The following is an 18,888-nucleotide window of genomic DNA, read 5'->3' as shown; positions in this document are numbered from 1 at the left end:
TGCAAATGTGAAACACAGCAACTAGTATTCGCTCACTTCCTAAGTAAACAAGAAGGATAGCCACATCATGAAAAAAAGTCTGATCGCTCTGATGGTTGCCACTCTGCCGGCAGCCGCTTTCGCCGACGTAACCGTGTTCGGTACCATCAAAGGCGGCGTTGAATACGTCGACAGCAGCAAGGGCACCAAGCAAACCAATATCGACGACCTGGGTTCCCGTATTGGTTTCAAAGGCAATGAAGATCTGGGCAATGGCCTGAAAGCCATCTGGCAAGTTGAAACCGGCTTCGGCATCGACGGCCAGAGCCGCACCGGCGAAAGCAGCGGTTCCTTCGCCAGCCGCGAATCCTTCGTGGGTCTGTCCTCCAACTTCGGTACCTTCCGTCTGGGTCACCTGGCCAACTTCGGCGAGTCCGACATGGCTCAAGTTAACCCGTGGGAAAGCAGCAGCAACGCGCTGCAACTGAACGCTTTTACCCGCGGCGACGGCTATGTTAAGAACGCCGTGCGTTTCGACACCCCGGAATTCGCCGGCTTCAAGGCTGCCTTCCTGTACGGCACCAAGGAAGACAAGCGTGGTTTCATCGTTGATCCCACCAACCCGAACGTTGCTCAAAACACCGATCGCGAAACCTACAACCTGGGCCTGTCCTACGAGAACAGCGGCTTCTTCGGCAAGTACCAGTACATCCACGAAAGCCCGATCGTTGCCGGCCTGAACCTGAGCAGCAAGGCCAACAACAAGCACCGCATCGAAGCTGGCTACAACGCCAACAACATCTTCGTGGCGCTGGGCTATCGCAATGACAAGGGTGACGCCACCGTGACCCCGCAAGACTTCCTGAGCAATGGTATTGTTTCCGCCGTGGCTCCTGCGCTTGGTGGGGCGACCAGCAAGTTTGAATCGCAAGAATACGCGCTGACCGCCGGCTACCAGATCGGCGCCTTCATGCCCAAGTTCACTTATGCTCAAGCTCGCGACATGAAGGTTGACGGCGTGAAGCAAGATGACAGCGGCTACAAGCAGTTCCTGCTGGGCGTTGACTACAGCCTGTCCAAGCGCACCGTTATTGGCGCTCAGTACGGCGAAATCAAGGCTGACAGCGCTTACCTGGTCAGCAATGGTCAAGCCACCGACAAGATCAAGGCCTTCGGTCTGAACGTCGTACACAAGTTCTAAGCGTTACGGGCTAGACGTAAAGCTGCGAACAGTTTGGAATGCCGCCCCTGGCAACAGGGGCGGCATTTTTCATGTCCGGCGCTCGGCAAGCGGCTCGCCGTGGGCGGCGACGAGGTCGTCGACGAAGGCTTGCAGCGTCGGATTGGGATGGCCGCGTTTGCGGGTGACCAGTTGGAATTCGGCCAGATAGCGCCAGCGCGCCGGGGCCAGCGCTCGCAGCAAGTCCCGCTCCGCCAGCGGCGTGGCATAGTGTTCCGGCAAAAAGCCCAGATGGCGGCCGGACAGAATCAGGGCGGCGATCGCCTCCATATTGTCGGCGCGGGCGCTGATGCGCCAATCCGCCACCGGCAGCCCGGTATCCGGCAGCGGATAGCTGCGCCAGGCCCAGTCGTGGGCGGCCAGCTCGGCGGGGCCAAGCGCGCCGGCCTGCGGGAACAGCGGATGGTCGCGGCCGCAGTAGGCCAGCTGCCGTTCGACGAATAGCGGCCGGTACTCCAGTTGGGGCGCGCGATGCCAGCAATAGCCGATGCCCAGGTGAATCCCGCCCGACAGCAGCGCCTCCTCCAGGCCGCCCGGCGGCAACATGGACAGAATCAACTCCACTGCTTGCGGCCGCGCGCGAAAGCGCCGGATCGCCGCCGACAGCCGCGCATTGGCGCCCAGGGCGGTATGGCCGATCACGCCGATGCGCAATTGCCCGACCAACTGCCGGTCCAGTTGGCGGGCTTCCCGACAGAATAATTCCATCGATTCGGACAGCTGCCGGCTGGCGGCCAGCAGGCGCTCGCCCTTGGCGGTCAGCGCGAAGCCGCCGCGGCCGCGCTCGCACAGCCGATAGCCCAGCCGGGTTTCCAGCGCCGCCAGTTGATTGCTGATGGTGGACTGGCTGATGTTCAGCGTGCCTTGCGCGGCGGAGACGCCGCCAGCCTCGACCACGGCCTGAAACACGCGGATCAGCCGCAAATCCATATTGCTTAAGGTATTGAGCATGGGCCTCCGCGCCGGCGGCGCAATGAGTGGGCACCCGCTGATTAATACATTCATTTTTATCCATGTAAACCGTGGCGTTTGGTGATGTTAGCCGGAGAGGCGGCCGCATAGACTGCGTGATCCCATCCATCAAGACGCAGGAGGTCTTATGTCCGCCCCTTTGCTCAACCAGCCGCTGAGCGGCAATGCGATGCCGCGTTTCGGCGGCGTCGCCAGCATGATGCGCCTGCCTCTGCGCGACAGCGCCGCCGGTCTGGACGCCGCCTTCATCGGCCTGCCGCTGGATATCGGCACCTCAAACCGCAGCGGCACCCGCTTTGGCCCGCGTGAAATCCGCAGCCAGTCGGCGCTGCTGCGCCCCTACAACCTGGGCAGCGGCGCGGCGCCGTTCGAACGGCTGCAAGTGGCGGACCTCGGCGATGTCGCCACCAATCCCTATAACCTGGCGGACAGCGTGGCGCGGATCGAGGCCGCCTATGATCTGGCGCTGCGGCACCCGGTGCGTTTGCTGGGCATGGGCGGAGACCACACCGTCACCTTGCCGGCGCTGCGCGCGCTGGCGCGCAAGCATGGCCCGCTGGGCTTGGTGCACGTGGACGCTCATGCCGACGTCAACGACGAGATGTTCGGCGAGAAGATCGCGCACGGCACCACCTTCCGCCGCGCCTGGGAGGAGGGGCTGCTGGCCGAGGGGCGGGTGGTCCAGATTGGTCTGCGCGGCAGCGGCTACGGGGCGGCGGATTTCGACTGGTCACGCCAGCGCGGTTTTCGGGTGGAGACGGCGGAGCAATGCTGGCATCGCTCGCTGGCGCCGTTGATGGCCGAGGTGCGCGCGCAGCTGGGAGCGGCGCCGGCGTATCTGAGTTTCGATATCGACGGCATCGACCCGGCGTTCGCGCCCGGCACCGGCACGCCGGAAGTGGGCGGCCTGAGTTCGGCGCAGGCCTTGGAAATCGTGCGCGGCTGCCGGGGCCTGGATCTGGTGGGCGGCGATCTGGTCGAGGTGTCGCCGCCGTATGACGCCAGCGGCAACACCGCTTTGCTGGGCGCCAATCTGCTGTTCGAAATGCTGTGCGTTTTGCCCGCGCCGGCGCGCTAAGCCGCGCTGATTCCATGCCCGCGAGCGCCGGAGAATGCGCCGCGGTCCCGAGAACAAGAGGAGAACGAGATGAGTCTGGATCTATTGACGGTGGCCGCCTATATCGGCGCCATGTTGTGGCTGGGTTGGCTGGGCATGCGGCGGGCCAGCGACCGGGAGCAGTACCTGGTGGCGGGGCGCAATCTGGGGCCGATGATGTATATGGGCACCATGGCGGCGACAGTGCTGGGCGGCGCCTCCACCGTGGGCACGGTCCGGCTGGGCTATGTTTACGGCATTTCCGGCTTTTGGTTGTGCGCGGCGCTGGGCAGCGGCATCGTGGTGCTCAATCTGTTTCTGGCCAAGCCGTTGCTGCGCTTGCGGGTTTTCACGGTCACCCAGGTGCTGGAGCGCCGCTATCATCCGCTGGCGCGCAAGGCCAGCGCGCTGGTGATGTTGTCGTACGCGCTGATGATCTGCGTGACTTCGGTGTTGGCGATAGGCACGGTGATGCAGGTGCTGTTCGAGCTGCCGTTCTGGCTGGCCGTCGTCATCGGCGGCGGCGTTGTGGTGATTTACTCGGCGATTGGCGGCATGTGGTCGCTGACCTTGACCGACATCGTGCAATTCGTCATCAAGACGGTTGGCCTGATGCTGGTGCTGCTGCCCATCTGTCTGTGGCGGGCGGGCGGTTGGGAGCAACTGGCCGTCCGGCTGCCGGCGTCCGCGTTCAGCTTCGAGGGCCTGGGCTGGGGCACGGTGCTGACGTATTTCCTGATCTATTTTTTCGGCATCCTCATCGGTCAGGACGTATGGCAGCGGGTGTTCACCGCGCGCGACGACAAGGTGGCGCGCTATGCCGGCAGCGCCGCCGGCCTGTATTGCCTGTTGTACGGTTTGGTCTGCGCGCTGATAGGCATGGCGGCGCGGGTATTGCTGCCGGAGCTGGAGAACCCTAACAACGCTTTCGCCGCCGTCGTCAAAGGGGTGTTGCCGGACGGCGTGCGCGGCTTGGTGATCGCGGCGGCGCTGGCGGCGATGATGTCCACCGCCAGCGCCGCCTTGCTGGCCGCATCGACCACCTTGACGGAGGACTTGTTGCCGGGAGGGCGCGCCGGTTTACGCCGCAACCGGGTGGCCACCTTGCTGGCCGGGGCCTTGGTCCTGCTGCTGGCGATGCGGGTGAATGACGTGATCCAGGCGCTGACCCTGGCCTACAACCTGCTGGTGGGCAGCATGCTGGTGCCGTTGTTGGCGGCGATCTGCTGGCCGCGGGCGACGACCGCCGGCGCGGTGAGCGCCATGATGGGCGGTTTGGGCGCGGCGGTGTTCTTCATGCTGCGGGACGGTCTGGACGCCAATACGCCGATTTATTTCAGCTTGCTGACCAGCGCCGGCCTGATGCTGGCGTTCAGCCTGGCGGACGGACGTGCGCGGCCGCGCCCGGCGCGGGAGTAGCCGCCCGTCGTCGGCCGTTCAGGCCAGCAGCTTGGCCACCGCGCCGATGGCTTTGGCGGTCAGCTTGATGGTGTCGCCCACGCGTTGCAGCTGCCGCCCGGCGTGATCGGCCGCCTCGGTCGCCGCTTGCAGCGCGGCGATCGCGTTGCGGAAGTCGTCGGTGTCGGCGTTCAGATCCCGCGCGATCAGCGCCAGGGTCTGGTTGGCCAATTCATCCTGTTGCGCCAGCAAGGCGCGGCTGTCCGCGCCCAGGCTGGCGACGGCCAGATTGTTGATGCGGGATGCCAGGCCGCTGACAAGCTCGGTGACTCGGTGGCTGTCCATATGCTGCCTCCTTTATTTGGCGGGCAGGTCGCGATAAAAATTGCGCAGCCGCCTGGCTTCGGCGGCGAAGTCGCGCAGCGCTTGCAGCTTGGACTGGGGCGCGTCCAGGCTTTGCAGCAACTGGCGGTTGGTGTCGGGAAAACCCTGAATCGCCTTGTCGCTGGCTTGCAGCGCGGCCTCGATCTGCTCGAATTCGCGTAGCCGGTCGGAGATGGCGAGGTCGAATTGGTAGCGCTCCCAGCTGCCGTAGGGCGGTCGGCTGAAATTGGCGTGACGCAGCAGGCTGTCCCTGAGCACGCTCAGATAGCCGGGCAGCGCGCTCAAGACGCGGTGGCTGCTGACGGCCAGCCGGTCCAGTCCGGGCTGGGCGGTGGCCATGGTGTCGCGCAGCGCGTTCTTGCGTTGCGCGGTGGTGAGCTGGCGGCCCAGCGCATCGGCCGCGGTGGCCAGAATCTTGGCGGCGGCCTCGTCGCCGCCGCGCAGTTTGAGATCCTGAACGCTGTCGGCCAAGTCCTGGGCGGCGGCGTCGACCCGGGCCTCGGCCTCCCGGTCTCCAGCCAGGCTGCGCAGAGTTCGGGCGTATTTTTCCAGCGCGTCCAACGTCGCCTGCAACTGCGCCAGAGCGGGGGCAAGATCGTAGCTGGCGCCGTTGCCGGCTTGCGGGCGGAAGGTGTCCGCGCGCAGCGGCGCGTTGGGCGCGGTGAGCACCGCGTTGAGCCGCGCATTCTGCTGGATGCGCGCAAAGGTGCCGGCGGAGCTTTGCGTGACGCTGCGGGCGGCGTTGTCGAAATCGGCGAATGGCGTGTCCGGGGCGTTGGCGCAGGCGGCCAGCAGCAGCGGCAGCAAAGGCAGCAGGCGGAAGAAAGGGCTGGCGGACATGGCGCTGCTCCATCGGCAGGCGGGCGCTGACGCGACCGCGCGGTTTGCGGGATGAAACGTGCGCGGACGCTATGGCGGGCGCATGTCGTGGTATAGACGATCCGTTGTTGCAGCGAGCCTGTACCAATGATATGGCAATGAAAAGGGCGCTCCGGTACTCCCTTTGGTTTGGCCGTTTTCATCGTTCTATCGAGGTCGGCTAGGGTGGTTCCTTCACGCGTGAGCGCATCTAAGCGGGTTTCGAGCTTTATCATTAGCGCCGTGGTGGCGAATGACGAGCATATCGACATCTGAGCGCAGGCTTGGCAACAAGCTGCACAGGCCAGTCGATTGCCGGCGGCCCGCCAGAACTTCGGCGATGCTGAGTTCGGTCGCCCGGTGCGTTGCGGAAATGTCACCGGCAGCTATGCCGCAACTGGCTTGGCCGGAGGCGGTTTTGGGCGACGGAGGCGCGACTTGATAGCGGGTAAAATATTGGTCTTACTGGTAATGCCAGTTAGACCAGTGTAGTTTGCCGTTTATGACTAATCATGTTTTTGATCGCCTGGCCGCCATGTTCACTTCTTCCAAACTGGGCGATGTCGCCGCCCGCAATATTCTTGATGCCATCAAGCGCGGCGTCTGGTTGCCTGGAGAGATGCTGCCGTCGCAGCGCGATCTGGCAGAGCAGTTTGGCATAAGCCGCCCGCCGCTGCGCGAGGCGATTTCGGTGCTTGAGGCCTTGGGCTTTGTCCGCTCCCATCCCGGCAAGGGGGTGTTTGTGCTTAGCACCGATCCCCAGGGTGAGCCGTTGGCGCAGCCGACGGTGCGTCCGGAGGACGTGTTTCAACTGCGCTTGGCGCTGGAGCCATTCGTGGTGGGCTTGGTCGCGCAGTCGATAACTTCCGAAGAACTGATGCAGTTGCGGCTAACGCTGCTGGATATGCGTGAGGCGCTGGCTGCGGGCGAAATGGCTGCGGTGGTGGAGGCGGATATTTTGTTCCACCGGCAGTTGGTGGGATTTAGCCGCAACCCAGTGTTCAAGCAGTCGATGGAGCAGGCCAGCGAGGCCATTGGTCACGCCCGCGCCATCATGCTGGCGCGACCGCAGGAGTTACAGGCGGCGTTGATTGAGAAAGAGGCCATTTTGCGGGCCATCAAGGCGCATAACAGCGCGGCGGCCAGCGCCGCCATGCAACAGCACATCATTCATGCTTGCGAACGCTTGGGGATTCCGGTTCGTGGCACGTCTGTCGTCTGGTCACAACAAGGGGAGGGTGGTACCTAAGCCAGTTGGATGTTGGAAGCCGTTTCCGGAAGGCCGCCGCGTCAACCGTCTTGGCCTGGATGACTTGTCTGGGCGGCTTCTCGCCATACCTCCTCATTAGGAGAAAGGGAAGCCATGCTGCGTTTGACTAAGAAGTCGTTGTTTGTACGAGTCATGATCGGACTTGTCCTCGGCATCTGCGCCGGCTTGTTGTGGCCGGAACAGGCTCTACAGTTGAAACCGTTGGGAGATGGTTTTATCAAGCTGATCAAGATGCTGATCGCGCCGATTGTATTCTGTGTGGTGGTGAGCGGGATTACCGGTGCCGGTGACTTGAAAAAAGTGGGCCGGGTGGGTTTGAAGGCCATTGTGTATTTTGAGCTGGTCACGACTCTGGCTCTGGCTTTGGGCTTGCTGTTGGCCCTGCATAGCAGCATCGGTCTGGGGATGAACGTGGATGTCGGCTCCTTGGATACCCAAGCGATGGCCGCCTACACCGATAGAGCCCAGGCTTTGCAGCATGGCAGCACCTGGTCGTTTTTCATGAACTTGATTCCCGGCACGGTGTTTGGCGCGTTGGCCTCGGGCGATATCTTGCAGGTGTTGGTGTTTGCCTTATTGTTTGGTTGCGCCTTGAATCTAGTGCGCGATTCCGCTGGCGGAGTGATTCGGCTGGTGCATGAGGCGGGCCATGTGTTTTTCAAGCTGATCGGTCTGGTGGTGCAATTGGCGCCGCTGGGAGTGTTCGGCTCCATTGCCTTTACCACCGCCAGTTACGGGGTATCGTCCTTGCAGCAGTTGGGTGGTCTGGTGCTGATGTTTTATCTCACTTGCGCTTTGTTTGTTCTGGTGGTGCTGGGGACTATTTTGCAATTGGCGGGTCTTAACATCGTAGCATTTTTACGCTATCTGAAAGACGAGTTATCGATCGTGGTGGGGACGGCCTCGTCCGACGCGGTGTTGCCGCAAGTCATGCAAAAGCTTGAACATCTGGGCATCGGCAATGCCACCGTGGGCCTGGTGATTCCCACCGGTTATTCGTTCAATCTCGATGGTTTTTCCATTTATCTTACCCTGGCGGCGGTGTTTATCGCCCATGCCACCAATACGCCGCTGTCCAATTACGATTTGTTGACCATTCTCGCGGTGTCGTTGGTGACCTCCAAGGGCGCGCATGGAATTCCTGGCTCTGCCTTGGTGATTCTGTCGGCGACTCTGTCGGCAATACCCGCCATTCCGGTGATCGGGCTGGTGTTGGTGTTGTCGGTGGACTGGTTCATGGGCATTGCTCGGGCGTTGACCAATTTAATCGGCAATTGCGTGGCCGCGGTGGTGGTGGCGCGCTGGGAGCGGGATATGGACTTGGAGCGGGCGCGCAATGTGCTGAGACGCAAGCAGGGTTATGAATATGTGGCGGAGCCGGCTGTCAGCGTCGGTTCCTTGGTGGATCGTTGAAGCAGGTTTTAGCGGTGGTGGCTTTAGCGCGTCTCCATTTTGGCGGGGCGCCATAGGCGTTGCGGATAGTTCGAACGGGGCAGCAATATCTGGGAGCCTTCCCCGGTTGATGTGCTGGAGAAGTCATAAAAAATGCCTGATCATGAATTTGATCAGGCATTTTTTTAGTTTGACGTTCAGCGCACGTCAGCGTTGTTTAGCCGCATTAAAAGGTTACTCACACACCGGCCTCGTGCGCCTGCACGTCGGCGTGGTAGCTGGAGCGCACCATCGCGCCCACGGCGGCATGGACGAAGCCCATTTCATAGGCTTTTTTCTCGAACATCTTGAACACGTCCGGGTGCACATAGCGCAGTACCGGCAGGTGGCCGTCGGACGGCTGCAGATACTGGCCTATGGTCAGCATGTCCACATTGTGGGCGCGCAGATCGCGCATCACTTCCAGGATCTCTTCGTCAGTCTCGCCCAGGCCCACCATCAGGCCGGACTTGGTGCGGACATTGGGGTTCTTGGCCTTGTAGTCCTTCAGCAATTGCAGCGAGTGCGCGTAATCCGAGCCCGGACGCGCCTGCTTGTACAGCCGCGGCACGGTTTCCAGGTTATGGTTCATCACATCCGGCGGTGTCTGGCTCAGGATGTCGACGGCCACGTCCAGGCGGCCGCGGAAGTCCGGCACCAGGGTTTCGATCTGGGTGTTGGGCGACATTTCGCGCACCGAGCTGATGCAGTCGGCGAAATGCTGGGCGCCGCCGTCGCGCAGATCGTCGCGGTCCACCGAGGTCACCACCACGTATTTCAGCTTCATCGCGGCCACGCTCTCCGCCAGGTGACGCGGCTCGTCCGCGTCCAGCGGATTGGGACGGCCGTGGCCCACGTCGCAGAACGGGCAGCGGCGGGTGCAGATGTCGCCCATGATCATGAAGGTGGCGGTGCCTTTGCTGAAACATTCGCCGATGTTCGGGCAGGTGGCTTCCTCGCACACTGTGTGCAGCTTTTGTTCGCGCAGAATCTGCTTGATCTCGTGGAAGCGCTGGCCGTTGGGCAGCTTGGCGCGGATCCATTCCGGTTTTTTCAGTTTTTCGTCCAGCGGGACGATCTTGATGGGGATGCGGGCGGTTTTGGCCGCGCCCTTGTGTTTGACCCCAGCCTGGTTTTCCGGCTTCATGTCAGTTCCTTGGTGCTGTTCAGGAGGCGCTCCAGATGCGGCAGCAGCGTATCGGCGGCGGCGGCAAGGCTCAGCTCCACTCCCAGTTGTTTCAGGTCGGTCACCTTGAGGTTGGCGTAACCGCAAGGATTGATGGAATCGAAAGGCGCCAGGTCCATGTCCACATTGAAGCTGAGGCCATGGTAGACCGCGTGGTTCTTGATGCGCAGGCCCAGCGAGGCGATCTTGGCGCCGGCCACGTAAACGCCGGGCGCGTCCACATCGCCGTTGCCGTGTATGCCCAGTTCCGCCAGCGTGTCTATCACCGCCTGTTCTATGCGGCGCACTAGCTCGCGCACGCCTATGCCCATGCGCTTGAAATCCACCAGCAGATAAACCACCAACTGGCCCGGCCCGTGATAGGTGATCTGGCCGCCGCGGTCGGTTTTCACCACCGGAATGGCGGTGGCGTGCAGCAGGTGCTCCGGCTTGCCGGCCAGGCCCTGGGTGTAGACGGGCGGATGTTCGACCACCCACAGTTCATCGGGGGTGTCGGCGTTGCGGGCGTCGGTGAACGCCTGCATGGCGCGCCAGGTTGGTTCGTAATCCACCCGGCCCAGATGTTTGACGATGCGCGACACGGCAATCTCCAGGCGCTTAAAGCACCATTTTCACCATCGGATGGCCGGTCAGCGACAGATAGATGTTGTCCAGCTGTTGACGCGAGGTGGCGGTGACGGTGACGGTCAGCGCGTAAAAGCGGCCGTTGGCACTTTCGCGCAGCGTCACGTCGTGATCGGCCAGGTCGGGCGCGTTGACGCGGACGACCTCGGTGATGGTGAGGACGAAATCCTCGTGACGCTCGCCCATCACCTTGATGGGGAAGCGACAGGGGAATTCCATGAGTTCCTGTTTTTCAGACATATGCAATCAAATCCGCTAAGAACGTGTTTACGATTGCGCGAGCAAGAGCGAGACAAGGCGAAAACAGTTGAGAAAGCGGAGTGTACACACGGCACATGAGCATTTCGAAGCGGTTTTCAACGCGGTATCGCCGAAGCGCAGCAGATCGTAAACAGGTTCTAAAGACGCCGAACCCGAAACGGGCAAAGGCGCAGCAGCCAGTTGTACTGCAAACCGGGCCGCCCGCGCCAATACATTTTACGGTCGTCTTTATTACTAAAACGTCACATCATAATACAGCCGCGGCGTCCGGGCGATGCCCGGCGCAGCGATTAACGGCGGACGCCGTTTATTTCCAGCCCAGCATCAGCTTGATGCTGTCCCACAGCCGGCTGAAGAAGCCGCCTTCTTCCACCGCCTTCAAGGCCACTACCGGGCGCTCGAACAGCGGCTTGCCGTCCAGCGACACCACCAGCTTGCCCACCACCTGGCCGGCTTTGACCGGGGCTATCAAGGGCTGCATGGTGGTCAGATCGGCCTTGAGCTTGGCGGCCTGGCCCTTGGCCACGGTGGCGTAGACGTCGCTGGCGAAGCCGACGGACACGGTTTTGGCCGCGCCCTTGTAGATGGGCAGCTCGGACACCGGCTTGGCGCCGCTATACAGTTTGGGCGTATCGTAAAACTGCAAGCCGTAGTTGAGCAGCTTGGAGCTTTCCACTGCGCGCGCCTCCGGGCTGGCGGTGCCCACCACCACCGAAATCACGCGACGGCCGTCGCGGTGGCTGGTGGTGATCATATTGTAGCCGGCGCTGTCGGTGTAGCCGGTCTTCATGCCGTCGACGTTGGGGTCGCGGTAGAGCAGCAGGTTGCGGTTGGGCTGCTTGATGTTGTTGTAGGTGAAGGACTTGATCGAGTAGATCGGGTAGAACTCCGGGAAGTCGCGGATCAGCGCGCCGGCCAGGATGCCCAGATCGTGCACGGTGGTGTAGTGCTCGGGATTGGGCAGGCCGGTGGCGTTGCGGAACTGGGTGTTCTTCATGCCCAGTTTCTGCGCCTGCTGGGTCATCACCTGGGCGAAGACTTCCTCGCTGCCGGCGATGGCTTCAGCCAGCGTCACGCAGGCGTCGTTGCCGGATTGCACGATCATGCCCTTGATCAGGTCGTCGACCTTGGCCGGCACCTTGGGATCCAGGAACATGCGCGAGCCTTCGGTTTTCCAGCCTTTTTGCGACACCGTCAGCGTCTGTTCCAGAGTCAGCCGTTTTTCCTTCAGCGCCTTGAAGGTGAGGTAGGCGGTCATCAGCTTGGTCAGCGAGGCCGGCTCCACGCGGGAGTCCGGGTCGCGCTCGGCCAGCACTTGCCCGCTGTTGAAGTCGGTCAGGTAATAAGCCTTGCCGGCGATTTCGGGCGCGGGCGGCAGAAAGGCGGCGGAGGCGAAAGAGACGGACGGCAGCGCGATCGCCGCTGCCGTGAGAATGCTGGTGAATGTTTTCATTGTTCCTATGGGCAACGCTGGGGGTTGAGGTCCAAATAGTAGCCGTTGATTATACACGCGGATTGCCGTCCGGTTGCCGCGAAGTGGGGATTTTCTGCGGGCGGGGCGGACGGAGCCGTTGCGATACCGCAATGCAACAATCCAATATTATCAAGGCTTCCCGTCTGCTTGGAGTTCCTGCTACTCTGGCAGTTCAAGCAAAATAATGATCGGGACAAAGGCTTTGCCATGCAAGAGAAGCAAGACTATCTGGAACGCATCCTGACGTCGCGGGTTTACGACGTCGCCATCGAAACGCCGCTGGAGCTGGCGCCCAATCTGTCGCGCCGCTATCGCAACACGATTCTGCTCAAGCGCGAGGATCTGCAGCCGGTGTTCTCCTTCAAGCTGCGCGGCGCTTACAACAAGATGGCCAAGCTCAGCGCGGAACAGCGCGCGCGCGGCGTGATCACCGCCAGCGCCGGCAACCACGCGCAGGGCGTGGCCTTGTCCGCCAGCCGGCTGGGCTGCGCGGCCACCATCGTGATGCCGGTGACCACGCCGCAGATCAAGATAGACGCGGTCAAGCAATACGGCGGCCAGGTGCTGCTGCATGGCGATTCCTTCAACGAAGCCTTCCACCACGCGACTGAATTGGCCGCGCAAAACGGCATGACTTATATTCCGCCGTTCGACGACCCGGACGTGATCGCCGGCCAGGGCACCATAGGCATGGAGATTCTGCGCCAGCACCCGGACGGCTTGAACGCCGTCTTCGTCGCCATCGGCGGCGGCGGCCTGGCCGCCGGCATTTCCAGCTTCATCAAGCGGCTGAAGCCGGAGATCAAGGTGATAGGCGTGCAGCCGGTGGATTCCGACGCCATGCGCCAATCCATCGCCAAGGGCGAGCGCGTGGAGTTGAAGGACGTGGGCCTGTTCGCCGACGGGGTGGCGGTCAAGCTGGTGGGGGAGGAGACTTTCCGCATTTGCCGCGAGCTGCTGGACGAGATCATCCTGGTGGACACCGACGCTATCTGCGCGGCGATCAAGGACATCTTCGAAGACACCCGCTCCATCGTGGAGCCGGCGGGCGCCTTGGCGGTGGCCGGCGCCAAGGCTTACGTGGAGCGCGAAGGCTGCGTGGACCAGACCCTGGTGGCGATCTCCTGCGGCGCCAATATGAATTTCGACCGCCTGCGCCATGTGTCCGAGCGTTCCGAACTGGGCGAGCGGCGCGAGGCCGTCATCGCGGTGACCATTCCGGAAAAGCCGGGCAGCTTCAAGCGCTTCTGTACCGTGATAGGCGGCCGCAACATCACCGAATTCAATTACCGCTTCGCCGATCCCGGCACCGCCCATGTCTTCGTCGGCGTGCAGATCAGCGGCAAACAGGACCTGGAGAACATACTCTCCAGCCTGAACGCGCATGAGCTGGACAGCATCGATCTGACCGACAACGAATTGGCCAAGCTGCACATCCGCCATCTGGTGGGCGGTCACGCGCCGCAGCTCAAGGACGAGCGAGTGCTGCGCTTCGAGTTTCCGGACCGTCCGGGCGCGCTGATGCGTTTCCTGGAGGCGATGAGCGTGGACTGGAACATCAGCCTGTTCCATTATCGCAATCACGGCGCCGATTACGGCCGCGTGCTGGTGGGCATACAGGTGCCGGCCAGCGACGACGCGGAGTTCCAGCGCTTCCTCGACAATCTGGGCTATCCCTATGTCGAGGAAACCCAGAACCCGGCCTACAAGCTGTTCCTGGGCAAGACCATACGTTGAACCGGGCCGGCGGGCTGCTCGTGGTCGGCAGCCTGACGCCGCGCTCCTTCTTTGAAGCGAATCATGATCAAGGCAGTTCTATTCGATCTGGACGGCACCTTGGCCGACACCGCGCGCGATCTGGGCGCCGCGCTCAACCGCCTGCTGGCCGAGGAGGGGCTGCCGCCGCAGCCGTACGCGGCGGTGCGTCCCATCGCCAGCCACGGCGCGCGCGGGCTGGTCAGCCTGGGCTTCGGCATCGACCGCGAGCACCCGCGTTTCGAGGAATATCGCTTGCGCTTTCTGGATCACTACGAGCACAGCTTCGCCGACGAGACCGTCCTGTTCGACGGCGTCAACGGCCTGATCCAGGGCTTGATGGACAAGGGCTTGCTGTGGGGCATCATCACCAATAAGCCGATGCGCTTCACCGACCGTCTGGTGCCTTCGCTGCCTTTCATCGCGGCGCCGGCGGTGACGGTCAGCGGCGACACGGTGGGCGTGCCCAAACCGGACCCGCGGCCGATGCGCTTCGCCGCCGAGCGGATAGGCATCGCGCCCGAGCATTGCCTGTACGTGGGCGACGCTGAGCGCGACATCGCCGCCGGCCGCAGCGTGGGCATGAAGACGGTGTTGGCCAATTGGGGTTACATCGCCGACAGCGACCGGCCGGCGGAGTGGGGCGCCGACATCGCCATCGATCATCCGCTGCAATTGCTCGACCACGTTTGAGCGACGGCGGGCATGAAAAAAGCCACGGTTCTCCGTGGCTTTTTTGGTTTCGGCCTGGTGGTTCTCAGGCGCGCAGGTTCTGCGCAATCGCATAGATGGGCGACAAGGCCGCCTCGCCCAGGCGCAGGCTGCGCTGGCCGCTCCAGCCGAAGTCGTCGTCCGGCAGATTGGCGTTGTCCTTGAACGGCATCTCCAGCGTGAAGGCGAGACAGCCGAAGTGTTCGCACACCCAGTTGGTGGCGATGGTCATATTGGCCTTGCCCGGCGCGTTGCGCGGGTAGCCGTGTTCGGTCTGGTAGTCCGGGCTGGCCAGCAGCAGGTGGTGGCGGAACTGATCGGCCAGGGTTTCCAGGCGCTCGTTCCACGACGGCACGCCTTCGGTGCCGGCCAGGAACACATAGGGAATGTTCTCGTCGCCGTGGATGTCCAGGAACAGGTCCACGCCGGTTTCCTGCATCTTGTTGCGCACCGCCAGCACTTCCGGGCTGGTCTCCGCGCTGGGGGCCGCCCATTCGCGGTTCAGGTTGGCGCCGGCGGCGTTGGTGCGCAGATTGCCCAGCACCGAGCCGTCCGGGTTCATATTGGGCACCACGTAGAAAGTGGCGCGGTCCAGCAGCGCGCGGCTGGTGGGATCCTGCGGGTCCAGCAGGCGGTTGAGCAGGCCTTCGATGAACCATTCGGCCATGGTTTCGCCCGGATGCTGACGGGCGATGATCCAGATCTTGAGATCCGATTCCACCTCGTGGCCTATGGTCAGCAGATTGATGTCGCGCTGCTGCACGGTAAAGCCCAGGTCGCTGACCTGGCACAGGCCGGAGCCCTGCGCCTGACCGATCAGGTTCAGATGCTGGTCGTAGGAATAGGGTTCGAAATAGGCGTAGTAGATGCTGCCGGACAGCGGCACGTGATCTATCGTCATCACGCCGTTTTCGTAGTGGGTGGGCACGCGGAACCAGTTGATGCGGTCGTAGGAGGCCACTGCCTGGTAGTCGACCCAGCCGTCCGGATAGGCGCTTTCGCCGGCGTTCAGGAAATTGAAGGTGCAGTGCTGATAAGCGGCGCCTTGCACGCGGAAGTAGAACCACTGGGCGAAATCGGCCGCATTGTCGCGGCGGATGCGCAGTTGGATGTCTTCGTAGTTGTCGGCGGAGACGATCTCGATGCTGCCGGCGTCAAAATTGCTGCTGATTTTCATGCGCTGAACCTATTGGTTTCCTGAAACGTGCTTAAGGCGGAGATTGTAAACCTGTCGCCGCTCACATGCCATCCTCAGGCGCAAGGCAAAGAAAAACCCCGTCGGCTGGACGGGGTTGCGCTTTAGCCTGAAACTGGACTTAAGCGGTGGGCGCGCGCTTGCTGGCGGTCTTCACCGCGTCGGCGGTGGCGCTAGTGGCGGCCTTGACGCTGCTGTCGGTGAACTCCACCACTTGCTGGGCGGCTTTGCTGAAGGTGTTGACCGCGGCGGCGGCGGCGGCTACCGAGCTTTTCACCGCGTTCAGCGCGGCGTCGGAGCCGGCCGGAGCGTTTTTGGCTGCGGATTCGATCGCGCCGATCAGCGACTTGTTGAAGCTGCCCAGGTTTTCTTCGGCCAGCTTGGTCAGTTCGCTTTGAGCGGAGGAAACGATGTCGTACAGATTGCGGGAATTGGCCAGAGCGGTGTCGATGTTCTGGGTGGCCAGCTTGTTCAGGTGGCTAACCGCTTCTTGCGGGTCGGTCACGCCGCTCAGCTGCTTGGCGATTTTGACGTTTTCTTCCAGCGACTGCTTGGAGATTTCCAGGTTCAGCTTGACCAGGCGCTCGGCGCTATCCAGAGTGATTTGCGAAAAGCGGAAAATGGTTTCCAGACCGTTCAGGGACAGCTTGTTCAGTTGCTCATTGCTGATGGACATAATGTATTCCTCCGCTGTGGGGTGAGACCTTAAAAGGAGATAGTCTGAATCAAAAATTTTGCACTGCACAATGACGAGTAAATGTATCATGCATTGCAGCAAAATTGGGAGCACTGACTGAAGATTTACTCTAGCGTGTTGTATTTATGATAAATTGCCGGCACACGGCACACCGTACCAAAATAAACCGGGAGCGTTACATGAGTGTTGAAAAGCGGGTCATCAAAAAGTACCCGAACCGCCGGCTGTACGATACCGCCACCAGTTCCTACATCACCTTGGGGGATGTGAAGCAATTGGTGCTTGATAATGTGGATATTCAAGTCGTCGACGCCAAGAGCCAAGAGGACATCACCCGCAGTGTGCTGTTGCAGATCATCCTGGAGGAGGAGAACGGCGGCATGCCGATGTTCAGCTACGAGGTGCTGACCCAGTTTATCCGCTCCTACGGCCAGGCCATGCAGGGCATGATGGGGCCCTTCCTGGAGAACAATCTGCAACTGTTCGCCCAGCTGCAGCAGAAAATGCAGGAACAAACCCGCGCGATTTACGGCGACAACACCATGTTGAACGCCAATCTGTGGGGCGAGTTCATGAAATTTCAGGGGCCGGCGGTGCAGAACATGATGGCCAACTACATGGAACAGAGCACCAGCATGTTCCTGGACATGCAGAACCGGATGCAGGAACAGACCAAGCAACTGTTCGGCGGTTTCGCCTTCCCGGCTTACAAGCAGGGCGAGGACGACAAGGACCCGTCCTAAAGAGCGCGTGTACGATCTCGCGAGCCAGCGAGACAAGGCGTTTTCAACGCCGTATCGCGCGCAGCGCAGCAGATCGCAAACAGACTCTAAGGCGCAGGCGGCCGGCTGGAACGGCCGCCTGTCCGTTTCCATCCGCCGCTTGCCCCCGGAGGGCTTGCCATGCCGATTCCCGCATGTTGGATGCCGGGCGCCGTTAGCGGCGCCCGCTACTCTTGCACGGCGTCCGCCGTGTTTCGATTTTTCCCATTTCCCATTGACGACTCTAGCCGGCCAGGCCGGCAAGGCGCCGCGCCATGTCCGCCGAAGCGCTGAGCGCCTGCCTGCGCGCGGCGCAGCGCAGCCATCTGAACGGCGACTGGGCCGAGGCGGAGCGGGCTTATCGCGCCTGCCTGCGCGATTGGCCCGCGTGCGCCGCGGCCAAATCCTTTCTGGCTTTCCTCTTGTTGCAGACGCAGCGCCCGGCCGAGGCCGAAGCCTGGCTGAGCGAGGCGATCGCCGCGGAGGCGGGCCATGCGGACTGGCATTTCAGCCTGGGCATGGCGCAGGCGCGGCAGGGCCGTTCGGGCGACGCGCGGCGAGCTTTCGCCGCGGCCGCGGCGCTGGACGGCGGCCAGCCCATGTATTGGACCAATCTGGCCGCCGCCTGCGAGCAGGACGGCGATTTCGCCGCCGCGGAACAGGCGTGCCGGCAAGCGCTGAGCGCGGACGCCGGCTGCGCCGACGCGCACTTCCTGCTGGCCGGCCTGTGTTTGCGACAGGAGCGCCATGCCGAGGCGCGGCGCCACAATGCGTTGGGCATCGTGGCCCAGCCGGCCGCGCATGGGCCGATCGCGCGCATCGAGGCGCATTGCGAGCTGGATCAGCGCGACGCGGCCCTGGCCTTGTTGCATGACTGGCTGGCGCAAGCGCCGGACGATCCGGTGGCCTTGCATCTGCTGGCCGCCTGCGGCGGTGCGGAGCCGCCGCCGCAGTGCAGCCCGGAATTCATCCGGCGGACTTTCGACGCCAACGCCGAGGCGTTTGACGCCACCCTGACCCGCCTGCATTACCAGGGGCCGCAGTGGCTGGCGCAATGTCTGGAACGATTGGCGCCGCCGCCGGCCGCTCTGGACGCGCTGGATCTGGGCTGCGGCACCGGCCTGGCCGGCGGGGTCTTGCGGCCGTATGCGCGCCGCTTGCAGGGGGTGGATCTCAGCGGCGAAATGCTGGCGCGCGCCGCGGACAAGGGCGTGTACGACGTCTTGACCCAGGGCGACATCATCGAATTCCTGGCGACGGCTCCATTGCCGGTCGATCTGATCTGCTGCCTGGACACGCTCAGCTATTTTGGCGATCTGGAGCCGGCCTTGAGCTGGATGGCGCGCGCGCTCAAACCGGGCGGCTTGCTGCTGTTCAGCATAGAGCGCGCGCCGCGGGCTTTGCCGGGCGGCCACCGGCTGCAGCCCTGCGGGCGCTATCTGCACGATCCGGACTGGGTGGAGGGGCTGCTGGCGGCGTGCGGGTTGGCGTTGCGGGAGCGCCGGGACATGATGTTGCGGGAGGAGGCGGGGTGTCCGGTGCCCGGCGCTTTCTATTGCGCCGAGCGCATGCCTTAGTCAGGCCTCTGCGGGCGCC

General features: G+C 62.7%; 18 protein-coding genes. 9 read left to right on the top strand and 9 right to left on the bottom strand.

Annotated features, from left to right (window positions below; translation table 11 throughout):
* Window positions 1-67: 67 nt before the first annotated feature.
* A complete protein-coding gene (locus tag AB1Z25_RS15210; protein ID WP_486635605.1) occupies window positions 68-1,180 on the top strand; it encodes a porin in 1,113 nt (370 codons plus the stop codon).
* A gap of 69 nt (window positions 1,181-1,249) precedes the next feature.
* Here the strand turns inward: AB1Z25_RS15210 and AB1Z25_RS15205 are convergent, their stop codons facing one another.
* Window positions 1,250-2,170 (bottom strand): LysR family transcriptional regulator, encoded by a 921-nt coding sequence (locus AB1Z25_RS15205; RefSeq protein ID WP_486635604.1) that lies wholly within the window; start codon window positions 2,168-2,170, stop codon window positions 1,250-1,252.
* 148 nt (window positions 2,171-2,318) lie between these two features.
* On the opposite strand from AB1Z25_RS15205, the gene speB reads away from it, so the two are divergent.
* Both speB and AB1Z25_RS15195 read left to right on the top strand, forming a co-directional pair.
* Entirely contained in the window at window positions 2,319-3,269 is a 951-nt protein-coding gene (speB, locus tag AB1Z25_RS15200; RefSeq protein ID WP_107798622.1) for an agmatinase, read from the top strand.
* A gap of 69 nt (window positions 3,270-3,338) precedes the next feature.
* Window positions 3,339-4,706: a sodium:solute symporter family protein gene (locus AB1Z25_RS15195; RefSeq protein WP_486635603.1), complete on the top strand. Its 1,368-nt coding sequence runs from the start codon at window positions 3,339-3,341 to the stop codon at window positions 4,704-4,706.
* Between the two features lie 18 nt (window positions 4,707-4,724).
* Here AB1Z25_RS15195 and AB1Z25_RS15190 read toward each other — a convergent pair whose 3' ends face one another.
* Both AB1Z25_RS15190 and AB1Z25_RS15185 read right to left on the bottom strand, forming a co-directional pair.
* Entirely contained in the window at window positions 4,725-5,030 is a 306-nt protein-coding gene (locus tag AB1Z25_RS15190; RefSeq protein WP_107798624.1) for a hypothetical protein, read from the bottom strand.
* A 12-nt stretch (window positions 5,031-5,042) separates the two neighbouring features.
* Window positions 5,043-5,909 carry a hypothetical protein gene (locus tag AB1Z25_RS15185; protein WP_486635602.1) on the bottom strand — a complete coding sequence of 289 codons (867 nt, stop codon included), beginning with the start codon at window positions 5,907-5,909 and terminating at the stop codon, window positions 5,043-5,045.
* Window positions 5,910-6,429: 520 nt separating this feature from the next.
* On the opposite strand from AB1Z25_RS15185, the gene AB1Z25_RS15180 reads away from it, so the two are divergent.
* Entirely contained in the window at window positions 6,430-7,176 is a 747-nt protein-coding gene (locus AB1Z25_RS15180; RefSeq protein ID WP_486635601.1) for a FadR/GntR family transcriptional regulator, read from the top strand.
* Window positions 7,177-7,290: 114 nt separating this feature from the next.
* Window positions 7,291-8,610 (top strand): C4-dicarboxylate transporter DctA, encoded by a 1,320-nt coding sequence (gene dctA / locus AB1Z25_RS15175; RefSeq protein WP_486635600.1) that lies wholly within the window; start codon window positions 7,291-7,293, stop codon window positions 8,608-8,610.
* A 217-nt stretch (window positions 8,611-8,827) separates the two neighbouring features.
* Here the strand turns inward: dctA and lipA are convergent, their stop codons facing one another.
* The 4 genes from lipA to AB1Z25_RS15155 form a co-directional block, all read right to left on the bottom strand.
* On the bottom strand, window positions 8,828-9,775 hold the full coding sequence (gene lipA / locus AB1Z25_RS15170; RefSeq protein ID WP_486635599.1) for a lipoyl synthase: 948 nt from the start codon (window positions 9,773-9,775) through the stop codon (window positions 8,828-8,830).
* Window positions 9,772-10,395: a lipoyl(octanoyl) transferase LipB gene (gene lipB, locus AB1Z25_RS15165; RefSeq protein WP_107798627.1), complete on the bottom strand. Its 624-nt coding sequence runs from the start codon at window positions 10,393-10,395 to the stop codon at window positions 9,772-9,774. Before lipB ends, lipA begins: the two co-directional genes overlap by 4 nt.
* Window positions 10,396-10,411: 16 nt before the next feature.
* Window positions 10,412-10,657, bottom strand: coding sequence for a YbeD family protein (locus AB1Z25_RS15160; RefSeq protein WP_370445189.1), 246 nt, complete (start codon window positions 10,655-10,657; stop codon window positions 10,412-10,414).
* Window positions 10,658-11,006: 349 nt separating this feature from the next.
* Window positions 11,007-12,152, bottom strand: coding sequence for a D-alanyl-D-alanine carboxypeptidase family protein (locus AB1Z25_RS15155; RefSeq protein ID WP_107798629.1), 1,146 nt, complete (start codon window positions 12,150-12,152; stop codon window positions 11,007-11,009).
* 228 nt (window positions 12,153-12,380) lie between these two features.
* Between AB1Z25_RS15155 and ilvA the strand changes: the two genes are divergently transcribed.
* Both ilvA and AB1Z25_RS15145 read left to right on the top strand, forming a co-directional pair.
* Window positions 12,381-13,910 (top strand): threonine ammonia-lyase, biosynthetic, encoded by a 1,530-nt coding sequence (gene ilvA, locus AB1Z25_RS15150; RefSeq protein ID WP_107801702.1) that lies wholly within the window; start codon window positions 12,381-12,383, stop codon window positions 13,908-13,910.
* Between the two features lie 63 nt (window positions 13,911-13,973).
* Window positions 13,974-14,621: an HAD family hydrolase gene (locus tag AB1Z25_RS15145; protein WP_107798630.1), complete on the top strand. Its 648-nt coding sequence runs from the start codon at window positions 13,974-13,976 to the stop codon at window positions 14,619-14,621.
* A 64-nt stretch (window positions 14,622-14,685) separates the two neighbouring features.
* Here AB1Z25_RS15145 and AB1Z25_RS15140 read toward each other — a convergent pair whose 3' ends face one another.
* Together AB1Z25_RS15140 and AB1Z25_RS15135 are read right to left on the bottom strand one after the other, a co-directional pair.
* The gene (locus AB1Z25_RS15140; protein WP_235087429.1) at window positions 14,686-15,816 is read right to left on the bottom strand and encodes a M14 family metallopeptidase; all 1,131 of its coding nucleotides are present in this window, start codon (window positions 15,814-15,816) and stop codon (window positions 14,686-14,688) included.
* Window positions 15,817-15,955: 139 nt separating this feature from the next.
* Window positions 15,956-16,510, bottom strand: a complete 555-nt coding sequence (locus tag AB1Z25_RS15135) for a phasin family protein (RefSeq protein WP_019101299.1) — start codon at window positions 16,508-16,510, stop codon at window positions 15,956-15,958.
* Between the two features lie 200 nt (window positions 16,511-16,710).
* Here AB1Z25_RS15135 and phaR point away from each other — a divergent pair, with 200 nt between their 5' ends.
* Together phaR and AB1Z25_RS15125 are read left to right on the top strand one after the other, a co-directional pair.
* On the top strand, window positions 16,711-17,274 hold the full coding sequence (phaR, locus tag AB1Z25_RS15130; protein ID WP_107798632.1) for a polyhydroxyalkanoate synthesis repressor PhaR: 564 nt from the start codon (window positions 16,711-16,713) through the stop codon (window positions 17,272-17,274).
* A 293-nt stretch (window positions 17,275-17,567) separates the two neighbouring features.
* Entirely contained in the window at window positions 17,568-18,869 is a 1,302-nt protein-coding gene (locus AB1Z25_RS15125) for a tetratricopeptide repeat protein (RefSeq protein ID WP_486635598.1), read from the top strand.
* Window positions 18,870-18,888: the final 19 nt, after the last annotated feature.

The organism is Chromobacterium sp. HL1, assembly GCF_057418835.1.
This window is presented reverse-complemented; position numbering and strand designations above follow the sequence as displayed.